At 64.9% G+C, this 16,612-nt stretch carries 16 protein-coding genes; 6 read left to right on the top strand and 10 right to left on the bottom strand.

Going from position 1 to position 16,612, the window contains the following annotated elements:
• Nucleotides 1-25 precede the first annotated feature (25 nt).
• On the top strand, nt 26-493 hold the full coding sequence (locus FXN65_RS01185; protein ID WP_151131270.1) for a metallophosphoesterase family protein: 468 nt from the start codon (nt 26-28) through the stop codon (nt 491-493).
• A 50-nt stretch (nt 494-543) separates the two neighbouring features.
• Here FXN65_RS01185 and FXN65_RS01180 read toward each other — a convergent pair whose 3' ends face one another.
• Complete coding sequence (locus FXN65_RS01180; RefSeq protein WP_151131269.1) at nt 544-1,056, bottom strand: dihydrofolate reductase; 513 nt, start codon at nt 1,054-1,056, stop codon at nt 544-546.
• A 296-nt stretch (nt 1,057-1,352) separates the two neighbouring features.
• Between FXN65_RS01180 and FXN65_RS01175 the strand changes: the two genes are divergently transcribed.
• The 4 genes from FXN65_RS01175 to FXN65_RS01160 all read left to right on the top strand — a co-directional run bounded on the left by FXN65_RS01175 (nt 1,353) and on the right by FXN65_RS01160 (nt 6,644).
• Nucleotides 1,353-2,891 carry a nucleobase:cation symporter-2 family protein gene (locus FXN65_RS01175; protein ID WP_151131268.1) on the top strand — a complete coding sequence of 513 codons (1,539 nt, stop codon included), beginning with the start codon at nt 1,353-1,355 and terminating at the stop codon, nt 2,889-2,891.
• A 98-nt stretch (nt 2,892-2,989) separates the two neighbouring features.
• Nucleotides 2,990-4,387 (top strand): DUF2868 domain-containing protein, encoded by a 1,398-nt coding sequence (locus FXN65_RS01170; protein ID WP_151131267.1) that lies wholly within the window; start codon nt 2,990-2,992, stop codon nt 4,385-4,387.
• Nucleotides 4,380-5,750 carry a GTPase/DUF3482 domain-containing protein gene (locus FXN65_RS01165; protein WP_151131266.1) on the top strand — a complete coding sequence of 457 codons (1,371 nt, stop codon included), beginning with the start codon at nt 4,380-4,382 and terminating at the stop codon, nt 5,748-5,750. The genes FXN65_RS01170 and FXN65_RS01165 overlap by 8 nt, the downstream gene beginning before the upstream one ends.
• A gap of 159 nt (nt 5,751-5,909) precedes the next feature.
• Nucleotides 5,910-6,644 carry a hypothetical protein gene (locus tag FXN65_RS01160; RefSeq protein ID WP_151131265.1) on the top strand — a complete coding sequence of 245 codons (735 nt, stop codon included), beginning with the start codon at nt 5,910-5,912 and terminating at the stop codon, nt 6,642-6,644.
• Nucleotides 6,645-6,707: 63 nt separating this feature from the next.
• Here FXN65_RS01160 and FXN65_RS01155 read toward each other — a convergent pair whose 3' ends face one another.
• Genes FXN65_RS01155 through FXN65_RS01140 form a run of 4 tightly spaced genes read right to left on the bottom strand, consistent with a single transcriptional unit; the run spans nt 6,708 to nt 10,145 of the window.
• Complete coding sequence (locus FXN65_RS01155) at nt 6,708-7,706, bottom strand: ribonuclease T2 family protein (RefSeq protein ID WP_151131264.1); 999 nt, start codon at nt 7,704-7,706, stop codon at nt 6,708-6,710.
• A gap of 52 nt (nt 7,707-7,758) precedes the next feature.
• Nucleotides 7,759-8,553, bottom strand: coding sequence for a thymidylate synthase (locus tag FXN65_RS01150; protein WP_151131263.1), 795 nt, complete (start codon nt 8,551-8,553; stop codon nt 7,759-7,761).
• Nucleotides 8,550-9,353 carry a prolipoprotein diacylglyceryl transferase gene (gene lgt, locus FXN65_RS01145; RefSeq protein ID WP_151131262.1) on the bottom strand — a complete coding sequence of 268 codons (804 nt, stop codon included), beginning with the start codon at nt 9,351-9,353 and terminating at the stop codon, nt 8,550-8,552. The genes FXN65_RS01150 and lgt overlap by 4 nt, the downstream gene beginning before the upstream one ends.
• A 9-nt stretch (nt 9,354-9,362) precedes the next feature.
• The gene (locus tag FXN65_RS01140) at nt 9,363-10,145 is read right to left on the bottom strand and encodes a sulfite exporter TauE/SafE family protein (protein WP_151131261.1); all 783 of its coding nucleotides are present in this window, start codon (nt 10,143-10,145) and stop codon (nt 9,363-9,365) included.
• A gap of 169 nt (nt 10,146-10,314) precedes the next feature.
• Between FXN65_RS01140 and FXN65_RS01135 the strand changes: the two genes are divergently transcribed.
• On the top strand, nt 10,315-11,067 hold the full coding sequence (locus tag FXN65_RS01135; protein WP_151131260.1) for an NRDE family protein: 753 nt from the start codon (nt 10,315-10,317) through the stop codon (nt 11,065-11,067).
• Nucleotides 11,068-11,193: 126 nt separating this feature from the next.
• On the opposite strand, the gene FXN65_RS01130 is transcribed toward FXN65_RS01135, so the two are convergent.
• The 5 genes from FXN65_RS01130 to FXN65_RS01110 form a co-directional block, all read right to left on the bottom strand.
• Nucleotides 11,194-12,078 carry an ABC transporter permease subunit gene (locus FXN65_RS01130; RefSeq protein ID WP_151131259.1) on the bottom strand — a complete coding sequence of 295 codons (885 nt, stop codon included), beginning with the start codon at nt 12,076-12,078 and terminating at the stop codon, nt 11,194-11,196.
• A complete protein-coding gene (locus tag FXN65_RS01125) occupies nt 12,075-12,983 on the bottom strand; it encodes an ABC transporter permease subunit (protein ID WP_151131258.1) in 909 nt (302 codons plus the stop codon). The genes FXN65_RS01130 and FXN65_RS01125 overlap by 4 nt, the downstream gene beginning before the upstream one ends.
• Nucleotides 12,980-14,122, bottom strand: coding sequence for a polyamine ABC transporter ATP-binding protein (gene potA, locus FXN65_RS01120; protein ID WP_151131257.1), 1,143 nt, complete (start codon nt 14,120-14,122; stop codon nt 12,980-12,982). Before potA ends, FXN65_RS01125 begins: the two co-directional genes overlap by 4 nt.
• Before the next feature lie 138 nt (nt 14,123-14,260).
• A complete protein-coding gene (locus tag FXN65_RS01115; RefSeq protein WP_244620740.1) occupies nt 14,261-15,334 on the bottom strand; it encodes a polyamine ABC transporter substrate-binding protein in 1,074 nt (357 codons plus the stop codon).
• A 160-nt stretch (nt 15,335-15,494) separates the two neighbouring features.
• On the bottom strand, nt 15,495-16,595 hold the full coding sequence (locus FXN65_RS01110; RefSeq protein WP_151131255.1) for a polyamine ABC transporter substrate-binding protein: 1,101 nt from the start codon (nt 16,593-16,595) through the stop codon (nt 15,495-15,497).
• Nucleotides 16,596-16,612: the final 17 nt, after the last annotated feature.

The raw sequence follows: 16,612 nt of genomic DNA, 5'->3' as shown, positions 1-16,612 counted from the left end.
CCCATCACTTGATGGGGCCCATTCCATGACTTCCCTTCGCATTGGCCTGATCTCCGATACCCACGGCCTTCTCCGCCCCCAGGCACTCGCGGCGCTGCAAGGCTGCGACCACATCCTCCATGCCGGTGACATCGGCAAGCCCGAAATCCTCGACGCCCTGCGCCAACTGGCCCCGCTGACTGCCGTGCGCGGCAACAACGACGTGGACACCTGGGCCGGCGCCGTACGCGAGGTCGAAGAGCTGAGGCTGGGGGGAACGGACATTTACCTGGTGCACGACCAGGCGGATATCCCCCACGACTTGCAGGAGCGCGGGTTCAGCGTCGTCGTCACAGGGCATTCCCACAAGCCGCTGATCGCCAAGCGTGCAGGGCTGCTGCACGTGAATCCGGGCAGCGCCGGGCCGAGGCGTTTCAAGCTGCCGGTGACGGTGGGGTTTATCCTGATCGAGGAAGGTGAAGCGCGGGCGGAGTTGCGAGAGCTGGATCCGTGATTCGTGGGAGCGAATTCATTCGCGAACAAATTCGCTCCCACAAATTGTTTTCAGCGCTTTTCCCACACTTCGAAGGCATAGGCCGGCGTGTCGGTCGTCGCCTCGTGCTCGATGCTGGAGGCCAGGTGCCAATCCTGCTGCGAGACTTCAGGGAAGTACGCATCGCCCTCCGGAGCCAGCTCCACGCGGGTCAGGTAGAGACGGTCGGCCTGGGCGAGGCCCTGGGCATAGAGTTGGGCGCCGCCGATCAGCATCAGCTCCTCGGCCTCTTCTTCGCGCGCCCAGGCATCGGCGCGCCCGATGGCGGCTTCCAGGCTGGGGAAGACTTCCGCGCCTTCCAGCACCAACCCTTCCTGGCGACTGACCACCAGGTTGAGCCGGCCGGGCAACGGGCGGCCAAGGGAATCCCAGGTCTTGCGCCCCATGATGATCGGCTTGCCGAGGGTCATGGCCTTGAAGTGCTTGAGGTCCGCCGGCAGGTGCCAGGGCAGTTGGTTGTCGCGGCCGATCACACGGTTCTGTGCGAGGGCGGCGATCAGGCAGAGGGGCAGGGTCTTGTTCATGGCGGCGAGGATACCGACTGCCGCCCGGGAGAGAAAGCCAACGGAGGATGGGCACCAGCTCCGATTGAGGCGCCCGTTTCGGCACCCGACAGGTCACCGGAGGCGCACCGTTCGTCGCCAGGCATTTTCCTGACCAAATAGTCAATGACCAATAGTGCAGGAATTACAGAAATTTACTGGAGATAGCCGAGAAATGGCCCCAGAATTGGGTTCGAAAAATTGTATACAAAGCACTAGTCAATAGGCTTAGTAATTGTCTACAGTTGCCGGCACAATAACAAAACCGAGAGCCCACCATGACAGTCCCATCCGCAAGTCCGTCTCCGGTGCAACGTCCGGAAGATGAAAACCTCGGCATTGGAGCCAACCTCGCCTACGGTCTGCAGCACGTGCTGACCATGTATGGCGGAATTGTCGCGGTACCCCTGATCATCGGCCAGGCTGCCGGGCTATCGCCCGCAGACATCGGCCTGCTGATCGCAGCCTCACTGTTCGCCGGTGGCCTCGCCACCCTGCTGCAAACCATCGGTCTCCCCTTCTTCGGCTGTCAGTTGCCCCTGGTGCAAGGCGTGTCCTTCGCCGGCGTGGCGACCATGATCGCCATCATCGGCAGTAACGGCGCCGGCGGCATTCCAGCCGTACTCGGCGCGGTAATCGCCGCCTCACTGATCGGCCTGCTGATCACCCCGATATTCTCGCGGATCACCAAGTTCTTCCCGCCGCTCGTGACAGGCATCGTGATCACCACCATCGGCCTCACCCTGATGCCCGTTGCGGCACGCTGGGCGATGGGCGGCAACAGCCAGTCGCCGGAGTTCGGCAGCGTGGCCAACGTAAGCCTCGCCGCCTTCACCCTCGCCACCGTGCTGCTGCTGAGCAAGCTGGGCAGTGCCAGCATCTCGCGCCTGTCGATCCTCCTGGCGATGGTCATCGGCACCGTGACCGCGGTGTTCTTCGGCATGGCTGACTTCTCCAAGGTGCTCGAAGGCCCGCTGGTGGCCCTGCCCACTCCGCTGCACTTCGGCATGCCGGAATTCCACATCGCGGCGATCCTGTCGATGCTGATCGTGATTATCGTGACCCTGGTGGAAACCTCGGCGGACATTCTCGCCGTCGGTGAAATCATCGGCACCAAGGTGGACTCCAAGCGCCTGGGCAACGGCCTGCGTGCCGACATGATCTCCAGCTCCGTGGCTCCGCTGTTCGGTTCCTTCACCCAGAGCGCCTTCGCCCAGAACGTCGGCCTGGTGGCCGTGACCGGTGTGAAGAGCCGCTATGTGGTGGCCACCGCCGGCCTGATCCTGGTCACCCTCGGGCTGCTGCCGGTGATGGGCCGCCTGATCGCCGCGGTCCCCACCTCGGTACTGGGCGGCGCCGGCGTCGTCCTGTTCGGCACCGTGGCCGCGTCCGGCATCCGGACCCTGGCGCAGGTCGACTACCGCAACAACATGAACCTGATCATCGTCGCCACCTCCATCGGCTTCGGCATGATCCCGATCGCGGCGCCGACCTTCTACCACCACTTCCCCGCCTGGTTCGAAACCATCTTCCACTCCGGCATCAGCTCGGCCGCCATCATGGCCATCCTGCTGAACCTGATCTTCAACCACCTGAAGGCCGGCAACTCGGACCAGCAGTCGGTGTTCGTCGCCGCCAGCGAGCGCACCCTGCGCTACCAGGACATCGCCGCCCTGCACGAGGGCGACTATTTCCGCGACGGCAAGCTGTACGACTGCGACGGCAACGAAGTGAAAGTGGTCTCCGAACATGACGACCACCACGACACGCCATCAGCACCCCGGGTGAAGGTGGCGGCCGGCTCCCACAGCCACTGACAGGAGAAGGCCGGCGCCGGGCGCCGGCCTTCTCTTTTGATGATGGCCCCGCCTCGAGCGGTTATTCTCAGGGCTCACCCTTGGCCAAGAAGCCCTTCGTGAGCGAACCCAATCCAGCCGCCCTCCCTCCCCTTTCCTCCGTCGACCAGCTCTGGCTGACCGAGGCCATCCGACTGCGCGAAGAACACGCCGGCCCCCTCGACGACGCCGAAGCCAACCGCCGCGCCAATGCCGGCGGTGGCGACCTGGCGCAGCGCATCCAGGCGCGCGCCCTCTGGCTGGCACAGCGCGACGGTCAACTCCAGGCCCTGCAGCACTGGCGCCAGGGCGCGCGGCTCGCCGGCCTGCTGCTGATGGTGCTGGCGCTGGTCAGCGGCTCCGGGCTCGCCATCGCGGCGCTGGGTAACGGCGAACGCCCGGTCAACCTGTTCTGGGCCCTGGGCAGCCTGCTCGGCTTGCACCTGCTGATGCTGCTGGGCTGGGCCCTGTCGTTCTGCCTCGGCAGCAGCGCCAGCGTGCTCGGGCGGATCTGGCTCTGGCTCAGTGGCAAGCTGGCTCGCGATGCCCAGGCCGTACACCTGGCACCCGCCCTGCTCCTGTTGCTGCAACGCCAGGGCCTGACCCGCTGGGGCCTGGGCGCGCTGGTCCACGGCGCCTGGCTGCTGACCCTGGGCAGCGCGCTGGTGGTCCTCCTGTTGTTGCTCGCCACCCGCCGCTACGGCTTCGTCTGGGAAACCACCATTCTCGGTAGCGATACCTACGTCGTCCTCATCCAGGCCCTGGGCGCCCTGCCGAGCCTGCTCGGCTTCAGCCTGCCGGATGCCGAGACCATCCGCGCCAGCAGCAATGTGCTGGCAGAAGAAGGCGCCCGCCAGGCGTGGTCCGGCTGGCTGCTCGGGGTCACTTTCACCTACGGCCTGCTGCCGCGAGTGCTGCTGGGGCTGTTCTGTTTCTGGCGCTGGACACGAGGCCGCGCGCGCCTGCGGCTGGACCTCGGCCTTCCCGGCTACGGCCTGCTGCGCGAACGCCTGCAGCCAGCCAGCGAACGCCTGGGTGTCTGCGATGCCGCCCCGGCCGGACTGGTCGAACCGCAAGCCGGCACCCTGGATGGCGCCAGCCAGGGTGCCCTGCTGGTGGCCATCGAACTGGACGACCGTCGCCCCTGGCCACCCGTGCTGCCCAAGGGCGTTGGCGATGCCGGTGTGCTGGACAGCCGCGAGCAGCGCCAGCGCCTGCTGGATCAGCTCAGCCGCTTTCCCCCGGACCGCCTGGCGGTGGCCTGTGACCCACGGCGCTCACCGGACCGCGGAACCCTGGCGTTGATCGGAGAGCTGGCCCGCAGTGCCGGCAGGACCCGCGTCTGGCTGCTGCCCCCGCCTGCCGGGGAATCCCTCGATAGCCAACGCCTTGAAGACTGGCATCAGGCCCTCGACCGCCTGGCCCTGCCCCACGCCCAGGGCGCCCCCATGACCTGGCTGGAGACTGGCCATGACTAAGCCGCTGAAGCTGGCCGTGGTCGGCCATACCAACGTCGGCAAGACCTCCTTGCTGCGCACCCTGCTGCGCGACCGCGCCTTCGGCGAGGTATCCCACCGCCCCAGCACCACCCGCCACGTGGAAGGTGCGCGGATGTCGGTGGACGGCCAGCCGTTGCTGGAGCTCTACGACACGCCCGGCCTGGAAGACGCCATTGCCCTGCTCGATCACCTGGAGCGGCTGGACCGCCCCGGCGAACGCCTCGACGGCCCCGCGCGCCTGGGCCGTTTTCTCGACGGCAGCGAGGCACGCCAGCGCTTCGAGCAGGAGGCCAAGGTGTTGCGCCAGTTGCTGGCCTCCGATGCCGGGCTCTACGTGATCGACGCCCGCGAACCGGTCCTGGCCAAGTACCGCGACGAGCTGGCGGTGCTGGCCATGTGTGGCAGGCCCCTGCTGCCGGTGCTGAACTTCGTCGCCAGCGAGAACCACCGCGAGAGCGATTGGCGCGAAGCCCTGGCCCGCCTCGGCCTGCATGCCCTGGTGCGCTTCGACAGCGTGGCGCCGCCGCTGGACGGTGAGCAACGCCTCTATGACAGCCTGGCACTGCTGCTGGAGCGCGCCCGCCCGCAGTTGCAGCGGCTGCTGGACGATCATCAAGCGCAAAGGCGCCTGCGCCTGGACGCCGGAAGCCGCCTGATCGCCGAACTGCTGCTGGACGTGGCCGCCTGCCGGCGCAGCGTGCCCGCTCAGGAGGCCGCCGTGCTGGCCGCCACCGAGGCCCTGCGCCAACAGGTGCGCCAGCGCGAGCAGCGCTGCGTGGAAGCCCTGCTGCGGCTCTACGCCTTCGGCCAGGCGGATGCCGCTGCCAGCGACCTGCCGCTGCTGGGCGGGCGCTGGGGCGATGACCTGTTCAATCCGGAAACCCTCAGGCAACTGGGCGTACGCCTGGGGGGCGGCATGGCGGCGGGCGCGGCGGCCGGTGCCGGCGTCGACCTGCTGGTGGGCGGCATCACCCTGGGTGCCGCGGCGGCCCTCGGCGCCATCGCCGGTGGCGCCTGGCAAACCTTCGGCCACTACGGCGAGCGCCTGCTGGGCAAGATCAAGGGACAGCGCGAGCTGACCGTGGACGATGCCATCCTGCGCCTGCTGGCCCTGCGTCAGCGCCAATTGCTGCAGGCGCTGGACGCTCGCGGCCACGCCGCCTTCGAGGCGGTGCGCATCGATACGCCGGAAGAGAAGCAGTGGCGGGAAGGCAAGTTGCCTGCCGCACTGGGCAAGGCCCGAGCCCACCCGGAATGGTCGTCGCTGAATCCCGACGCGGAGCTGGAACAGGCGGAACGCCAGGGGCAGGTGGCGGCCCTGGCCGCTGGCCTGATGCCCTGACACCAGGCCGGCAGCAAGGACTTACCGAAAACCTTCCGCTCCCGTAGGATTGGCCCGCCGCTCCAACAGGGCCGACCGTCTGAATGCACGGCGCCGGCAAGGGGCCAGATTCCCCGCCCCCAGCGCGCCCGACACAAAAACAAGAACCGGGAGAGATGGATGATGCGCAAGTTGTTGATGCTGTTCTGCCTGCTGAGCCCGTTGGCCTGGGGTAGTGAGCAGGATGCCCGCCATCTGGGGGAGCTGGGCAGCCATAGCCGCCTGCTCTGCGCCAGTGCCATGGTCTACTTCAATCCAGAGGAGCGTGAGCCCGACCCCCGCGCGCTGAAGGCGACCTTCTACCATCTCAACACCCTGAACCGGCTCATCGTCCAGCTCGGCAGCCCGGCGTCACTGCAGCGCCCGGTGCAGGCCATGGAAAAGTTGTTCAATACACTCGACGGCCTGCCGCGCGATCAGGCGTCCCGCTTCCCGGAACTGGTAGGCCGGTTGCTGGAGCAGGAGCGGAGCCTGGAGCAAGCCGTCCAAACGCTCTCCGCAAACATGAAGCAGGACCCGGCCACCGATCCTGGAGCGCCGTTCAATGCCCAGAGCCAGGCGCTGGCCAGCGTGCTGCTGGACTATCAGCTCCGCGCCTATCCCTTGCCCAACAAGCTGGATTTCGCCCTGCCCGAAGCGCAGGCGGCGGGCCTGGATGCCGATATCGAGCAGCGCTTCGACCAGTTGCTCGCTGGCCACCCGGAACACGCCGAGGTGCTGGGCAAGGCCCGGAACAACTACCGCTTCGTGCGCGCCCAGCTACAGCAAGGCGGCGGCCGCACCCACGGCGGCGCCGAGTTCTATCTCAGCCGCGCGGCCGACGACCTCGACGAGCTGGCCGCTACCCTGAACTGACCAGCGACCTGCACCAACCGGGCTGCCGACGGGGCGTCCCCGAAGCAGCTCGGAGCGCCTGGATCAGCGGCCGCCGGCTTCGATCAGGATGCGGTCGGCGACGCACTCGCTGCGGTCACGCGCACGGCTGGCGGCGAACCGGCCATCGACCACGCCCACCAGGCTGTCGGCCTGCTTCAGTTCACGAGGCAGCGAGACGCGGATTTCCTGCAGGTACTTGCCGCTGCAGATCAGCAGAAAGTTGTTCTGCGCATCACGGCTGCCGAAATCCTCTTCCACCTTCTGGTAGAACCCCCGCCTGGATATGGCACCGCCGATATTGGCGACGATGTACTGCCCGGCCTTCGACTCGTCCAGCTGCCGCACCAGGTCCACCGCGCGGCGGAAGTAGGCGTCGTCGTCCATCTGCGTCTGGCAGACGCCGTGCTTGTCCCACTGGTAGCGGCCGAAGCTGGTTCCGTAACGGAAGTTCGGCATCCAGGGACGGACATAGGCCAGGGTATCGGTACTGAGTTCCAGCCCCGGCCCATCGCAGTGCCCATAGCCCTTGCCGCACGACTGGCGATTCGGCCAGAGGCCATGCAGGGTCAGGTGGGAAATCTGCAGTTCGCCCGACTCCAGGCCCTCGCATTCGGGCTTGGCGCCCTTGTAGGAGGCGTGTTCGCAGAAACCCGGCTGCCAGGTGGCGGCCAGGACGTAGCCGTCATGCTGGTCTGACCGGCTGCAGATGTCGCCAGCAGCCGCGGGCTGCGCCGCCTGTGCGGTGTTGAATGCCAGTCCCTCGACCATCCCGCATCCGGCGGACACCCAGCGCAGCGGCGTCGCGCTGTCGGGCATGCGGACGCGCAGCCAGTCGTAGTCGCGCTTGTTCACCTCCACCACTTCGTAGCGCCGGCCCGGCTGGACTTCGAGTCCATCGGGATTGCTCTGCTTGCGAATGGACTGGAAGGCCTCGCAGCGCTGGCTGGCGACGAAGCTGCCCTGGGCGGGCTCGGCCCAGGCGGCGAAGGACGGGCAGAGACCGACAAGGCCCGTGAGCAGGGCCGCGAACGGGACTTTCATGGTGACTCCTGTCAGGGGATGGCCGGGGCTGTAAGCGCCCCGGCGCGGCAGGTCAGACGGCGACCGGGGCCTTGATGTGCGGATGCGCCTGGTAGCCCACCAGTTCGAAGTCTTCGAACTTGAAGGCGAACAGGTCCTTCACTTGCGGGTTGAGCTTCATGGTCGGCAGCGGCAGCGGCTCGCGGGTGAGCTGCAGGTCGGTCTGCTCGATGTGGTTGGCGTAGAGGTGGCAGTCGCCGCCGGTCCAGATGAACTCGCCGGGCTCCAGGTCGCAGACCTGGGCCACCATCAGGGTCAGCAGGGCGTAGCTGGCGATGTTGAAAGGCACGCCGAGGAAGATGTCGGCCGAGCGCTGGTACAGCTGGCAGCTCAGCTTGCCGTCGGCCACGTAGAACTGGAACAGCGCGTGGCACGGCGGCAAGGCCATCTCGTCCACCAGGGCCGGGTTCCAGGCGGAGACGATCAGTCGGCGCGAGTCCGGGTTCTTCTTGATCATTTCCACGACCTTGGTGATCTGGTCGATGGACTCGCCATTGGGTGCCGGCCAGGAGCGCCATTGGTAGCCATAGACCGGCCCGAGGTTGCCCTCTTCGTCGGCCCATTCGTCCCAGATGGAGACGCCGTTGTCCTTCAGGTACTTGATGTTGGTGTCGCCCTGGAGGAACCACAGCAGCTCATGGACGATGGATTTCAGGTGGCATTTCTTGGTGGTGACCAGGGGGAAGCCCTCGGCCAGGTCGAAGCGCATCTGGTGGCCGAAAACACTGTAGGTGCCGGTGCCGGTACGGTCGCTCTTGAAGGCGCCGGTCTCACGCACGCGGCGCATCAGGTCGAGATACTGTTTCATCGGGCGACTCCTTGGGCGGACTGGCGGCGGTGGGCCCAGACAATCAGGAAGATACCGCCGATGATCATCGGCAGGCAGAGGATCTGGCCCATGGTCAGCCAGCCGAAGGCCAGGTAACCGAGTTGGGCGTCAGGGACGCGGACGAACTCCACCGTGAAGCGGAAAATGCCGTAAAACAGCGCGAACATGCCGGAAACCGCCATGGTCGGGCGCGGTTTACGCGAGTAGAACCAGAGGATGGCGAACAGTGCCACACCCTCCAGGGCGAACTGGTACAGCTGCGACGGGTGGCGCGGCAACTGGGCCGGATCGGTGGGGAAGATCATTGCCCAGGGCAGGTCGGTGGCCTTGCCCCAGAGCTCGGCGTTGATGAAGTTGCCAATGCGGCCGGCGCCCAGGCCAATCGGCACCAGGGGGGCGATGAAGTCCATCAGCTGGAAGAAGCTCTTGTTGTTGCGCTTGCCGAACCAGAGGGTGGCCAGCATCACGCCGATCAGGCCACCGTGGAAGGACATGCCACCCTTCCAGACTTCGAAGATCAGCAGCGGATTGGCGATATACGCCGACAGATCGTAGAAAAGCACGTAACCGAGGCGGCCACCGGCGATTACGCCAAGGGCGACCCAGAACACCAGGTCGGAGAGTTTTTCCTTGGTCCAGGCCGGGTCGAAGGCGTTCAGCCGGCGCGAGGCCAGCCACCAGGCGCCGCCGATGCCGATGAGGTACATCAGGCCGTACCAGTGGATCTTGAGAGGACCGATAGCCAGGGCAACCGGGTCGATCTGGGGATAAGCCAGCATTACAGCTCCTTAGATCAGGAAGTTCAGGCCTACTGACAACAGCAGCAGGGCGAACAGGCGCTTCAGCAGGCGCGGCGACAACCGATGGGCCAGGCGCGCGCCGAAACGGGCGAACAACATGCTGGTGGCGGCAATGCCGACCAGCGCCGGAAGGTAGATGAACCCGATGCTGTAGGGGGGCAGGCCGGGGTTGTTCCAGCCCAGCGCCATGAAGGACAGCGCACTCGCTGCAGCGATCGGCAGACCGCAGGCGGCCGACGTGGCGACGGCCTGCTGGATGGGAACACTGCGCCAGGTCAGGAATGGCACGGTCAGCGAACCGCCGCCGATGCCGAAGATGGCCGAGGCCCAGCCGATCACCCCGCCCGCCAGGGTCAGCCCGGGCTTGCCCGGAACCTCGCGGCTGGCCCTGGGTTTCAGGTCCAGGCCCATCTGTATCGCTACCAGTATGGCGAATACGCCGATGATCTTCTGCAGCATCGGGCCCTGGATGGCCGCCGCGGTCACGGAGCCGAGGCCAGAGCCGATAAGGACACCGACGGCCATCCAGGCGAAGACCGGCCAGCGAACCGCGCCCTTGCGATGATGCTCGCGCACGGAATTGATCGAGGTGAAAATGATGGTGGCCAGGGACGTTCCCACCGCCAGGTGAGTGAGAATGCCCGGATCGAACCCCTGGGCGGTGAAGCTGAACACCAGCACCGGCACGATGATCATGCCGCCACCGACGCCAAACAGCCCGGCCAGCACTCCGGCGCAGGCGCCGAGCACCAGGTAGAGCACGAATTCCATGGACACCCCCGAAAACAAAGCGGCATGTTAACGGAAGGCCGATTCACGCTCCACCCAAGGGATGTGGAGTCCTGACGGACGCAGCCGATAACCCGGAAGAAAACCTTTGCCGCAGATGTAGTTTTCCTACCGGCTGCTACACTCCGGCTCATAACAAGGAGACGACTCCATGTGCCTGATCGTATTCGCATGGCGCCCCGGACACGAAGTCCCGCTGGTGCTCGCTGCTAACCGCGATGAATTCTACGCACGCCCCACCCTCCCGATGGCGAAATGGGAAGACGCACCCGGTGTGATCGCCGGCCGCGATCTGGAAGCCGGAGGTACCTGGCTAGGCGCCGGGCCCAAGGGCCGATTCGCCGCACTCACCAATATCCGCGACCCTCGAACGCCCCCGGTCGGCCGCACCCGTGGCGAGCTCTGCGTGCAGTTCCTGCGTGGAACCATGGGGCCGGGCGAGTTCCTCGAGGATGCGCTGCGCCGGGCCGGCGATTATTCGGGCTTCAACCTGCTGGTGGGCGACGACCGCGAACTGTGGTTCCTCAACCCCCGCACTGGCGGACCGATCAACCTGCGCCCGGGCATCTATGGGGTGTCCAACGCCGACCTGGATACGCCTTGGCCCAAGGTCGAGCGCGGCAAGGCGGCCATCGCCGAATGCCTGGAACCCGCGTCCACCGACGCCCTGCTCAACCTGCTGCATGACCCGGAGGTGGCGCCGGACCACATTCTCCCGGACACCGGCGTGGGGCTGAACACCGAACGCATGCTCTCCAGCGTTTTCATCGCCACCCGCACCTACGGCACCCGCGCCAGCTCGGCGCTGGTCGTCCGCGCTGATGGCAGCCGCGAACTGGTAGAGCGCAGCTACGGACCCTATGGCGCCAGGCTTGGGGATGTGCGCATGGAGCTGACGGACTGACCATCACCCTTGTGGGAGGGAATTCATTCGCGATTGAAATCGCTCCCACAAGACGACCTACTCCCGGATTACCCCGATAACGACAAAGGCCACCCGAAGGTGGCCTTTGTCTTTTGCAGCGCTGGATCAGGCAGCCTGGGTTGAGGCCGGCTTCCAGTTGGAGGAAGCGGCTTCCTCGGCCATGGTCTCCATCGCCTGCTGGATCGCCCGCTTGCGGCGCTCCTCGGCCTGGCGAGAGAAGAACCAGGCGAAGAAGGTGAACAGCGAGACGGTCAGCAGGATCAGGCTGGCCACGGCGTTGATCTCCGGCTTCACGCCCAGGCGCACGGCGGAGAAGACCTCCATCGGCAGGGTGGTGGATCCGGGACCGGACACGAAGCTCGCCAGCACCAGGTCGTCCAGGGACAGGGCGAAGGACATCATGCCGCCCGCCGCCAGGGACGGTGCGATCATCGGGATGGTGATCAGGATGAACACCTTCCACGGACGCGCGCCCAGATCCATGGCCGCTTCTTCGATGGACAGGTCCAGTTCACGCAGGCGCGCCGACACCACGATGGCCACATAGGCCGAGCAGAAGGTGGTGTGGGCGATCCAGATGGTGACGATGCCACGCTCCTGCGGCCAGCCGATCAGTTGCGCCATGGCCACGAAGAGCAACAGCAGCGACAGACCGGTGATCACCTCCGGCATTACCAGCGGCGCGGTGACCATGCCACCGAACATGGTGCGGCCACGGAAACGCGGGATGCGGGTCAGCACGAAGGCGGCCAGGGTGCCCAGGGCAACGGCAGCGATCGCGGTGTAGAGGGCGATCTCCAGGGAACGGCCCACCGAGTTCATCAGCTGGGTGTTGTCCAGGAGGCCCACGTACCACTTCACCGACCAGCCGCCCCAGACGGTCACCAGCTTGGAGGCGTTGAAGGAGTAAATGACCAGGATGATCATCGGCAGGTAGATGAACAGCAGACCTGCCCACAGCATCAGGGTGGAAAAACTGAAGCGCTTCATACCTTGCCCTCCAGTTCTTTGGCCTGGTTACGGTTGAAGAGAATGATGGGCACGATCAGGATCGCCAGCATCACCACCGCCAGGGCGGATGCCACCGGCCAGTCGCGGTTGTTGAAGAACTCCTGCCACAGCACCTTGCCGATCATCAGGGTCTCCGGACCGCCGAGCAGTTCCGGGATCACGAACTCGCCCACCACCGGGATGAACACCAGCATGGAGCCGGCGATGATGCCGTTCTTCGACAGCGGCACGGTGATCTTCCAGAAGCTGTTGAAGGTGCTCGAACCAAGGTCCGACGCGGCCTCCAGCAGGCTCGGATCATGCTTCACCAGGTTGGCGTAGAGCGGCAGGATCATGAACGGCAGGTACGAATAGACGACGCCGATGTACACCGCCAGGTTGGTGTTGAGGATCTGCAGCGGCTCGTCGATCAGCCCCATGCCCATCAGCACGCTGTTGAGCAGGCCGTTGTTGCTGAGAATGCCCATCCAGGCGTAGACGCGGATCAGGATCGCCGTCCAGGTCGGCATCATGATCAGCAGCAGCAGCACGGTCTGCGCTTCCTTGCTGGCACGGGCGATGGCGTAGGCCATCGGGTAGCCGATCAGCAGGCACATCAGGGTGCTGAAGAAGGCGATCTTCAGCGACCCCAGATAGGCCGCCAGGTACAGCTCGTCCTCGCTGAGTATCAGGTAGTTGCCCAGGTTGAGGATGAGTTGCAGCTGGTTGTCCGCCCAGGTGTAGATCTCCGTGTACGGCGGGATCGCCACGTCGGCTTCGGCGAAGCTGATCTTCAGCACGATGGCGAAGGGCAGCATGAAGAACAGGAACAACCAGAAGAACGGTATCCCGATGACGAGATGCCGGCCGGTCGGCAGCAGGTTACTCAGTTTGGGAATTCTCATGACCGCAGTACCACGCCGCTGTCGTCTTCCCACCAGACGAACACTTCGTCATCCCAGGTCGGACGCGCGCCACGACGCTCGGCGTTGGCGACGAAGGACTGGACGATGGAACCGTTCGGCAGCTTGACGTAAAACACCGAGTGACCGCCCAGGTAGGCGATGTCGTGGATCCGGCCGCGCGACCAGTTGTACTCGCAGGTGGGCTGCTCGGTGGTCACCAGCAGCTTCTCCGGGCGCAGGGCGTAGGTGATGCGCTTGTCCTGCACGGAGGTGGTCACGCCGTGACCGACGTAGATCGGGCGCTCCAGTTGCGGGCAGGCGATCAGCGCATGGGCCTCGTAGTCTTCCACCACTTCGCCGTCGAAGAGGTTGACGTTGCCGATGAACTCGCACACCAGGCGGCTGATGGGGGTCTCGTAGATATCCACCGGGCTGCCGATCTGCTCGATGCAACCCAGGTGCATGATGGCGATGCGCTGGGCCATGGTCATGGCCTCTTCCTGGTCGTGGGTCACCATCACGCAGGTCACGCCCACGCGCTCGATGATTTCCACCAGTTCCAGTTGCATCTGCGAGCGCAGCTTCTTGTCCAGGGCGCCCATGGGTTCGTCGAGCAGCAGCAGCTTCGGACGCTTGGCCAGCGAGCGGGCCAGGGCCACGCGCTGGCGCTGGCCGCCGGACAGCTGGTGCGGCTTGCGCTTGGCGTACTGGGTCATCTGCACGAGCTTGAGCATCTCGTTGACGCGCTCATCGATCTCGGCAGCCGGAAGCTTGTCCTGTTTAAGTCCGAAGGCGATGTTCTGCGCAACAGTCATATGCGGGAAGAGCGCATAGGACTGGAACATCATGTTGATCGGGCGCTCGTAGGGCGGCATGTCGGTAATGTCCACACCGTCGAGCATGATGCGCCCTTCGGTCGGCCGTTCGAAGCCGGCGAGCATGCGCAGCAGAGTTGATTTACCCGAACCGGAGCCGCCGAGCAGGGCGAAGATCTCACCCTTGTTGATGGTCAGCGACACGTCGTCCACCGCCACCGTCTCGTCGAACTTCTTGGTCACCCGGTCGATCTTTACCAGCACCTCTTTGGGTTGCTGGCTGCCCTCGAGGGCTTTCTTGTAGGCACCGGAGGCTATTGCCATTACCACACTCCCAGAAATTACTCCCCGACCACCGCGGCCGGGCGCGTTTATACAGCATGGGCACGAACCAGGCATCCTGCCTGGCCCGGCCGGATTGTCACCGGCGGGGCCGCCACACCACGGGCCACCGGTTTTGCATTACTTGCCCGACTTGACCTTGGTCCAGCTGCGGGTCATCAGCCGCTGGACTTTCGGCGGCAGTTCCGCCGACACATACAGCTTGTCCAGCACCGCTTGTGGCGGGTAGACGGACTCATCGGTGCGCACTTCCTGATTCATGAGCTCCCCAGCCTTGAGGTTGGGGTTGGCGTAGCCGACGTAATCGCTGACCTTGGCGATCACCTCGGGCTTGAGCAGATAGTTGATGAAGGCATGGGCCTCTTTGGCATTCGCCGCGTCGGCCGGAACGGCCAGCATGTCGAACCAGAGGTTGCCGCCCTCTTTCGGGATCGCGTAGGCGATCTCGACACCCTTGCCGGCTTCCTCGGCACGCGCGGCGGCCTGGAAGATGTCACCGGAGAAGCCGGCGGCGACGCAGATGTCGCCATTGGCCAGGTCGCCGATGTACTTGGAAGAATGGAAGTAGGTGACGTAGGGGCGTACCGCCATCAGCTTCTCCTCGGCCTTCTTGTAGTCGTCCGGGTTGGTGCTGTTGGGGTCCAGGCCCATGTAATTGAGCACGGCGGGAATCATTTCATCCGCCGAGTCGAGGAAAGCCACGCCGCACTGGCTGAGCTTCTTGATGTTCTCGGGCTCGAAGATGGCCGACCAGGAGTCGATATGGTCGACGCCGAGCACAGCCTTGACCTTCTCCACGTTGTAGCCGATGCCGTTGGTGCCCCACAGGTAGGGAACGGCGTACTCATTGCCCGGGTCGTTGCGCTGGAGCTGCTTGAGCAGGCCGGGGTCCAGGTTCTGCCAGTTGGGCAGCTGGCTGCGGTCGAGTTTCTGGAACGCGCCCGCCTTGATCTGTTTGCCGAGGAAGTGGTTGGACGGCACGACCACGTCGTAACCGGTGCGGCCCGCCAGCAACTTGCCTTCAAGGGTTTCGTTTGAGTCGAAGACGTCGTACACCGGCTTGATGCCGGTCTCCTTCTGGAAATCCGCCAGGGTGGTCTCGCCGATATAGTCCGACCAGTTGTAGATATGCACCGTCTGATCCGCCTGGGCCTGGGAAACCAGGGTCAGGGTTGCCGCTGCAGTGATCATCATCTTGCGGATGGGGAAGTGCACAGGTTCGTCCTCTTCTGTTATCCGGCGGCGCCGGAAAAAGCCCGGGTCATTCCAGCAACCAGGGCCAGTCAACTCGCGGTGTTGCGCAACGCGGTCCGGGCACCGGCGGGGAAGTCCCCGCCGGGCACGGCAGCCGTGCTTACTTGCCCGACTTGATGGTGGTCCAGGTACGGGTCATTGCGCGCTGCACCTTGGCCGGCAGGTCCGGGAAGGCGTAGAGCTTGGCCATGGTCTCCTGGGTCGGGTAGATACCCGGGTCCTTGCGGATCGCCTCGTCAACCAGCGAAGTGGCAGCGGCGTTGCCGTTGGGGAACTGCACTTCGTTGGTGATCTCCGCCATGATTTCCGGCTTCATCAGGAAGTTCATGAAGGCATAGGCGGCATCCGGGTTGGCGGCATCGGCCGGGATCGCGACCATGTCGAAGAAGGTGCCTGCGCCTTCCTTCGGAATGTTGTAAGCGACCTTCACACCGCCCTTGGCCTCTTCGGCGCGGGATTTGGCCTGGTACACGTCACCCGAGTAACCCACGGCCACGCAGAGGTTGCCGTTGGCCAGGTCCGAGATGTACTTGGAGGAGTGGAAGTAGGTGATGTTCGGACGGATCTTCAGGAACAGCGCCTCGGCTTCCTTCAGCTGCTTGGGATCCTGGCTCAGCGGATCGTGGCCCAGGTACTTCAGGGCGATCGGCAGGATCTCCGTCGGCGAGTCGAGGAAGGAAACGCCGCAGGACTTCAGCTTCTCGATGTTTTCCGGCTTGAACAGCAGATCCCAGGAATCCACCGGGGCGTTGTCGCCCAGGACAGCCTTCACCTTGTCCGGGTTGTAGCCGATGCCGATGGAGCCCCACATGTAGGGGAAGGCGTACTGGTTGCCCGGATCGGAAACTTCGACGGTCTTCAGCAGGTTGGTGTCCAGGTTCTTCCAGTTCGGCAGCTTGGACTTGTCCAGCGGCTGATAGACCTTGGCCTTGATCTGCTTGGCCAGGAAGTTGTTGGACGGCACAACGATGTCGTAACCGGACTTGCCGGCCAGGAGCTTGGCTTCGAGGGTTTCGTTGGAGTCGAAGACGTCGTAGACGACCTTGATGCCGGTTTCCTTGGTGAACTTCTCGACGGTATCCGACGCGATGTAGTCCGACCAGTTGTAGACGTGCAGCACTTTGTCGTCAGCCTGGGCCATACCGGCCACGGCACCCGCCAGGGTCATGGCGAGCAGGGTCTTGCCGAAGGTTTTGATCATGCGGGTAGCTCCATTAT

Origin of the sequence: Pseudomonas lalkuanensis (assembly GCF_008807375.1) — a bacterium.
Lineage (GTDB): Bacteria > Pseudomonadota > Gammaproteobacteria > Pseudomonadales > Pseudomonadaceae > Metapseudomonas > Metapseudomonas lalkuanensis.
The sequence above is the reverse complement of the archived record's forward strand: the minus strand, read 5'-3'. Positions and strand labels throughout refer to the sequence as shown.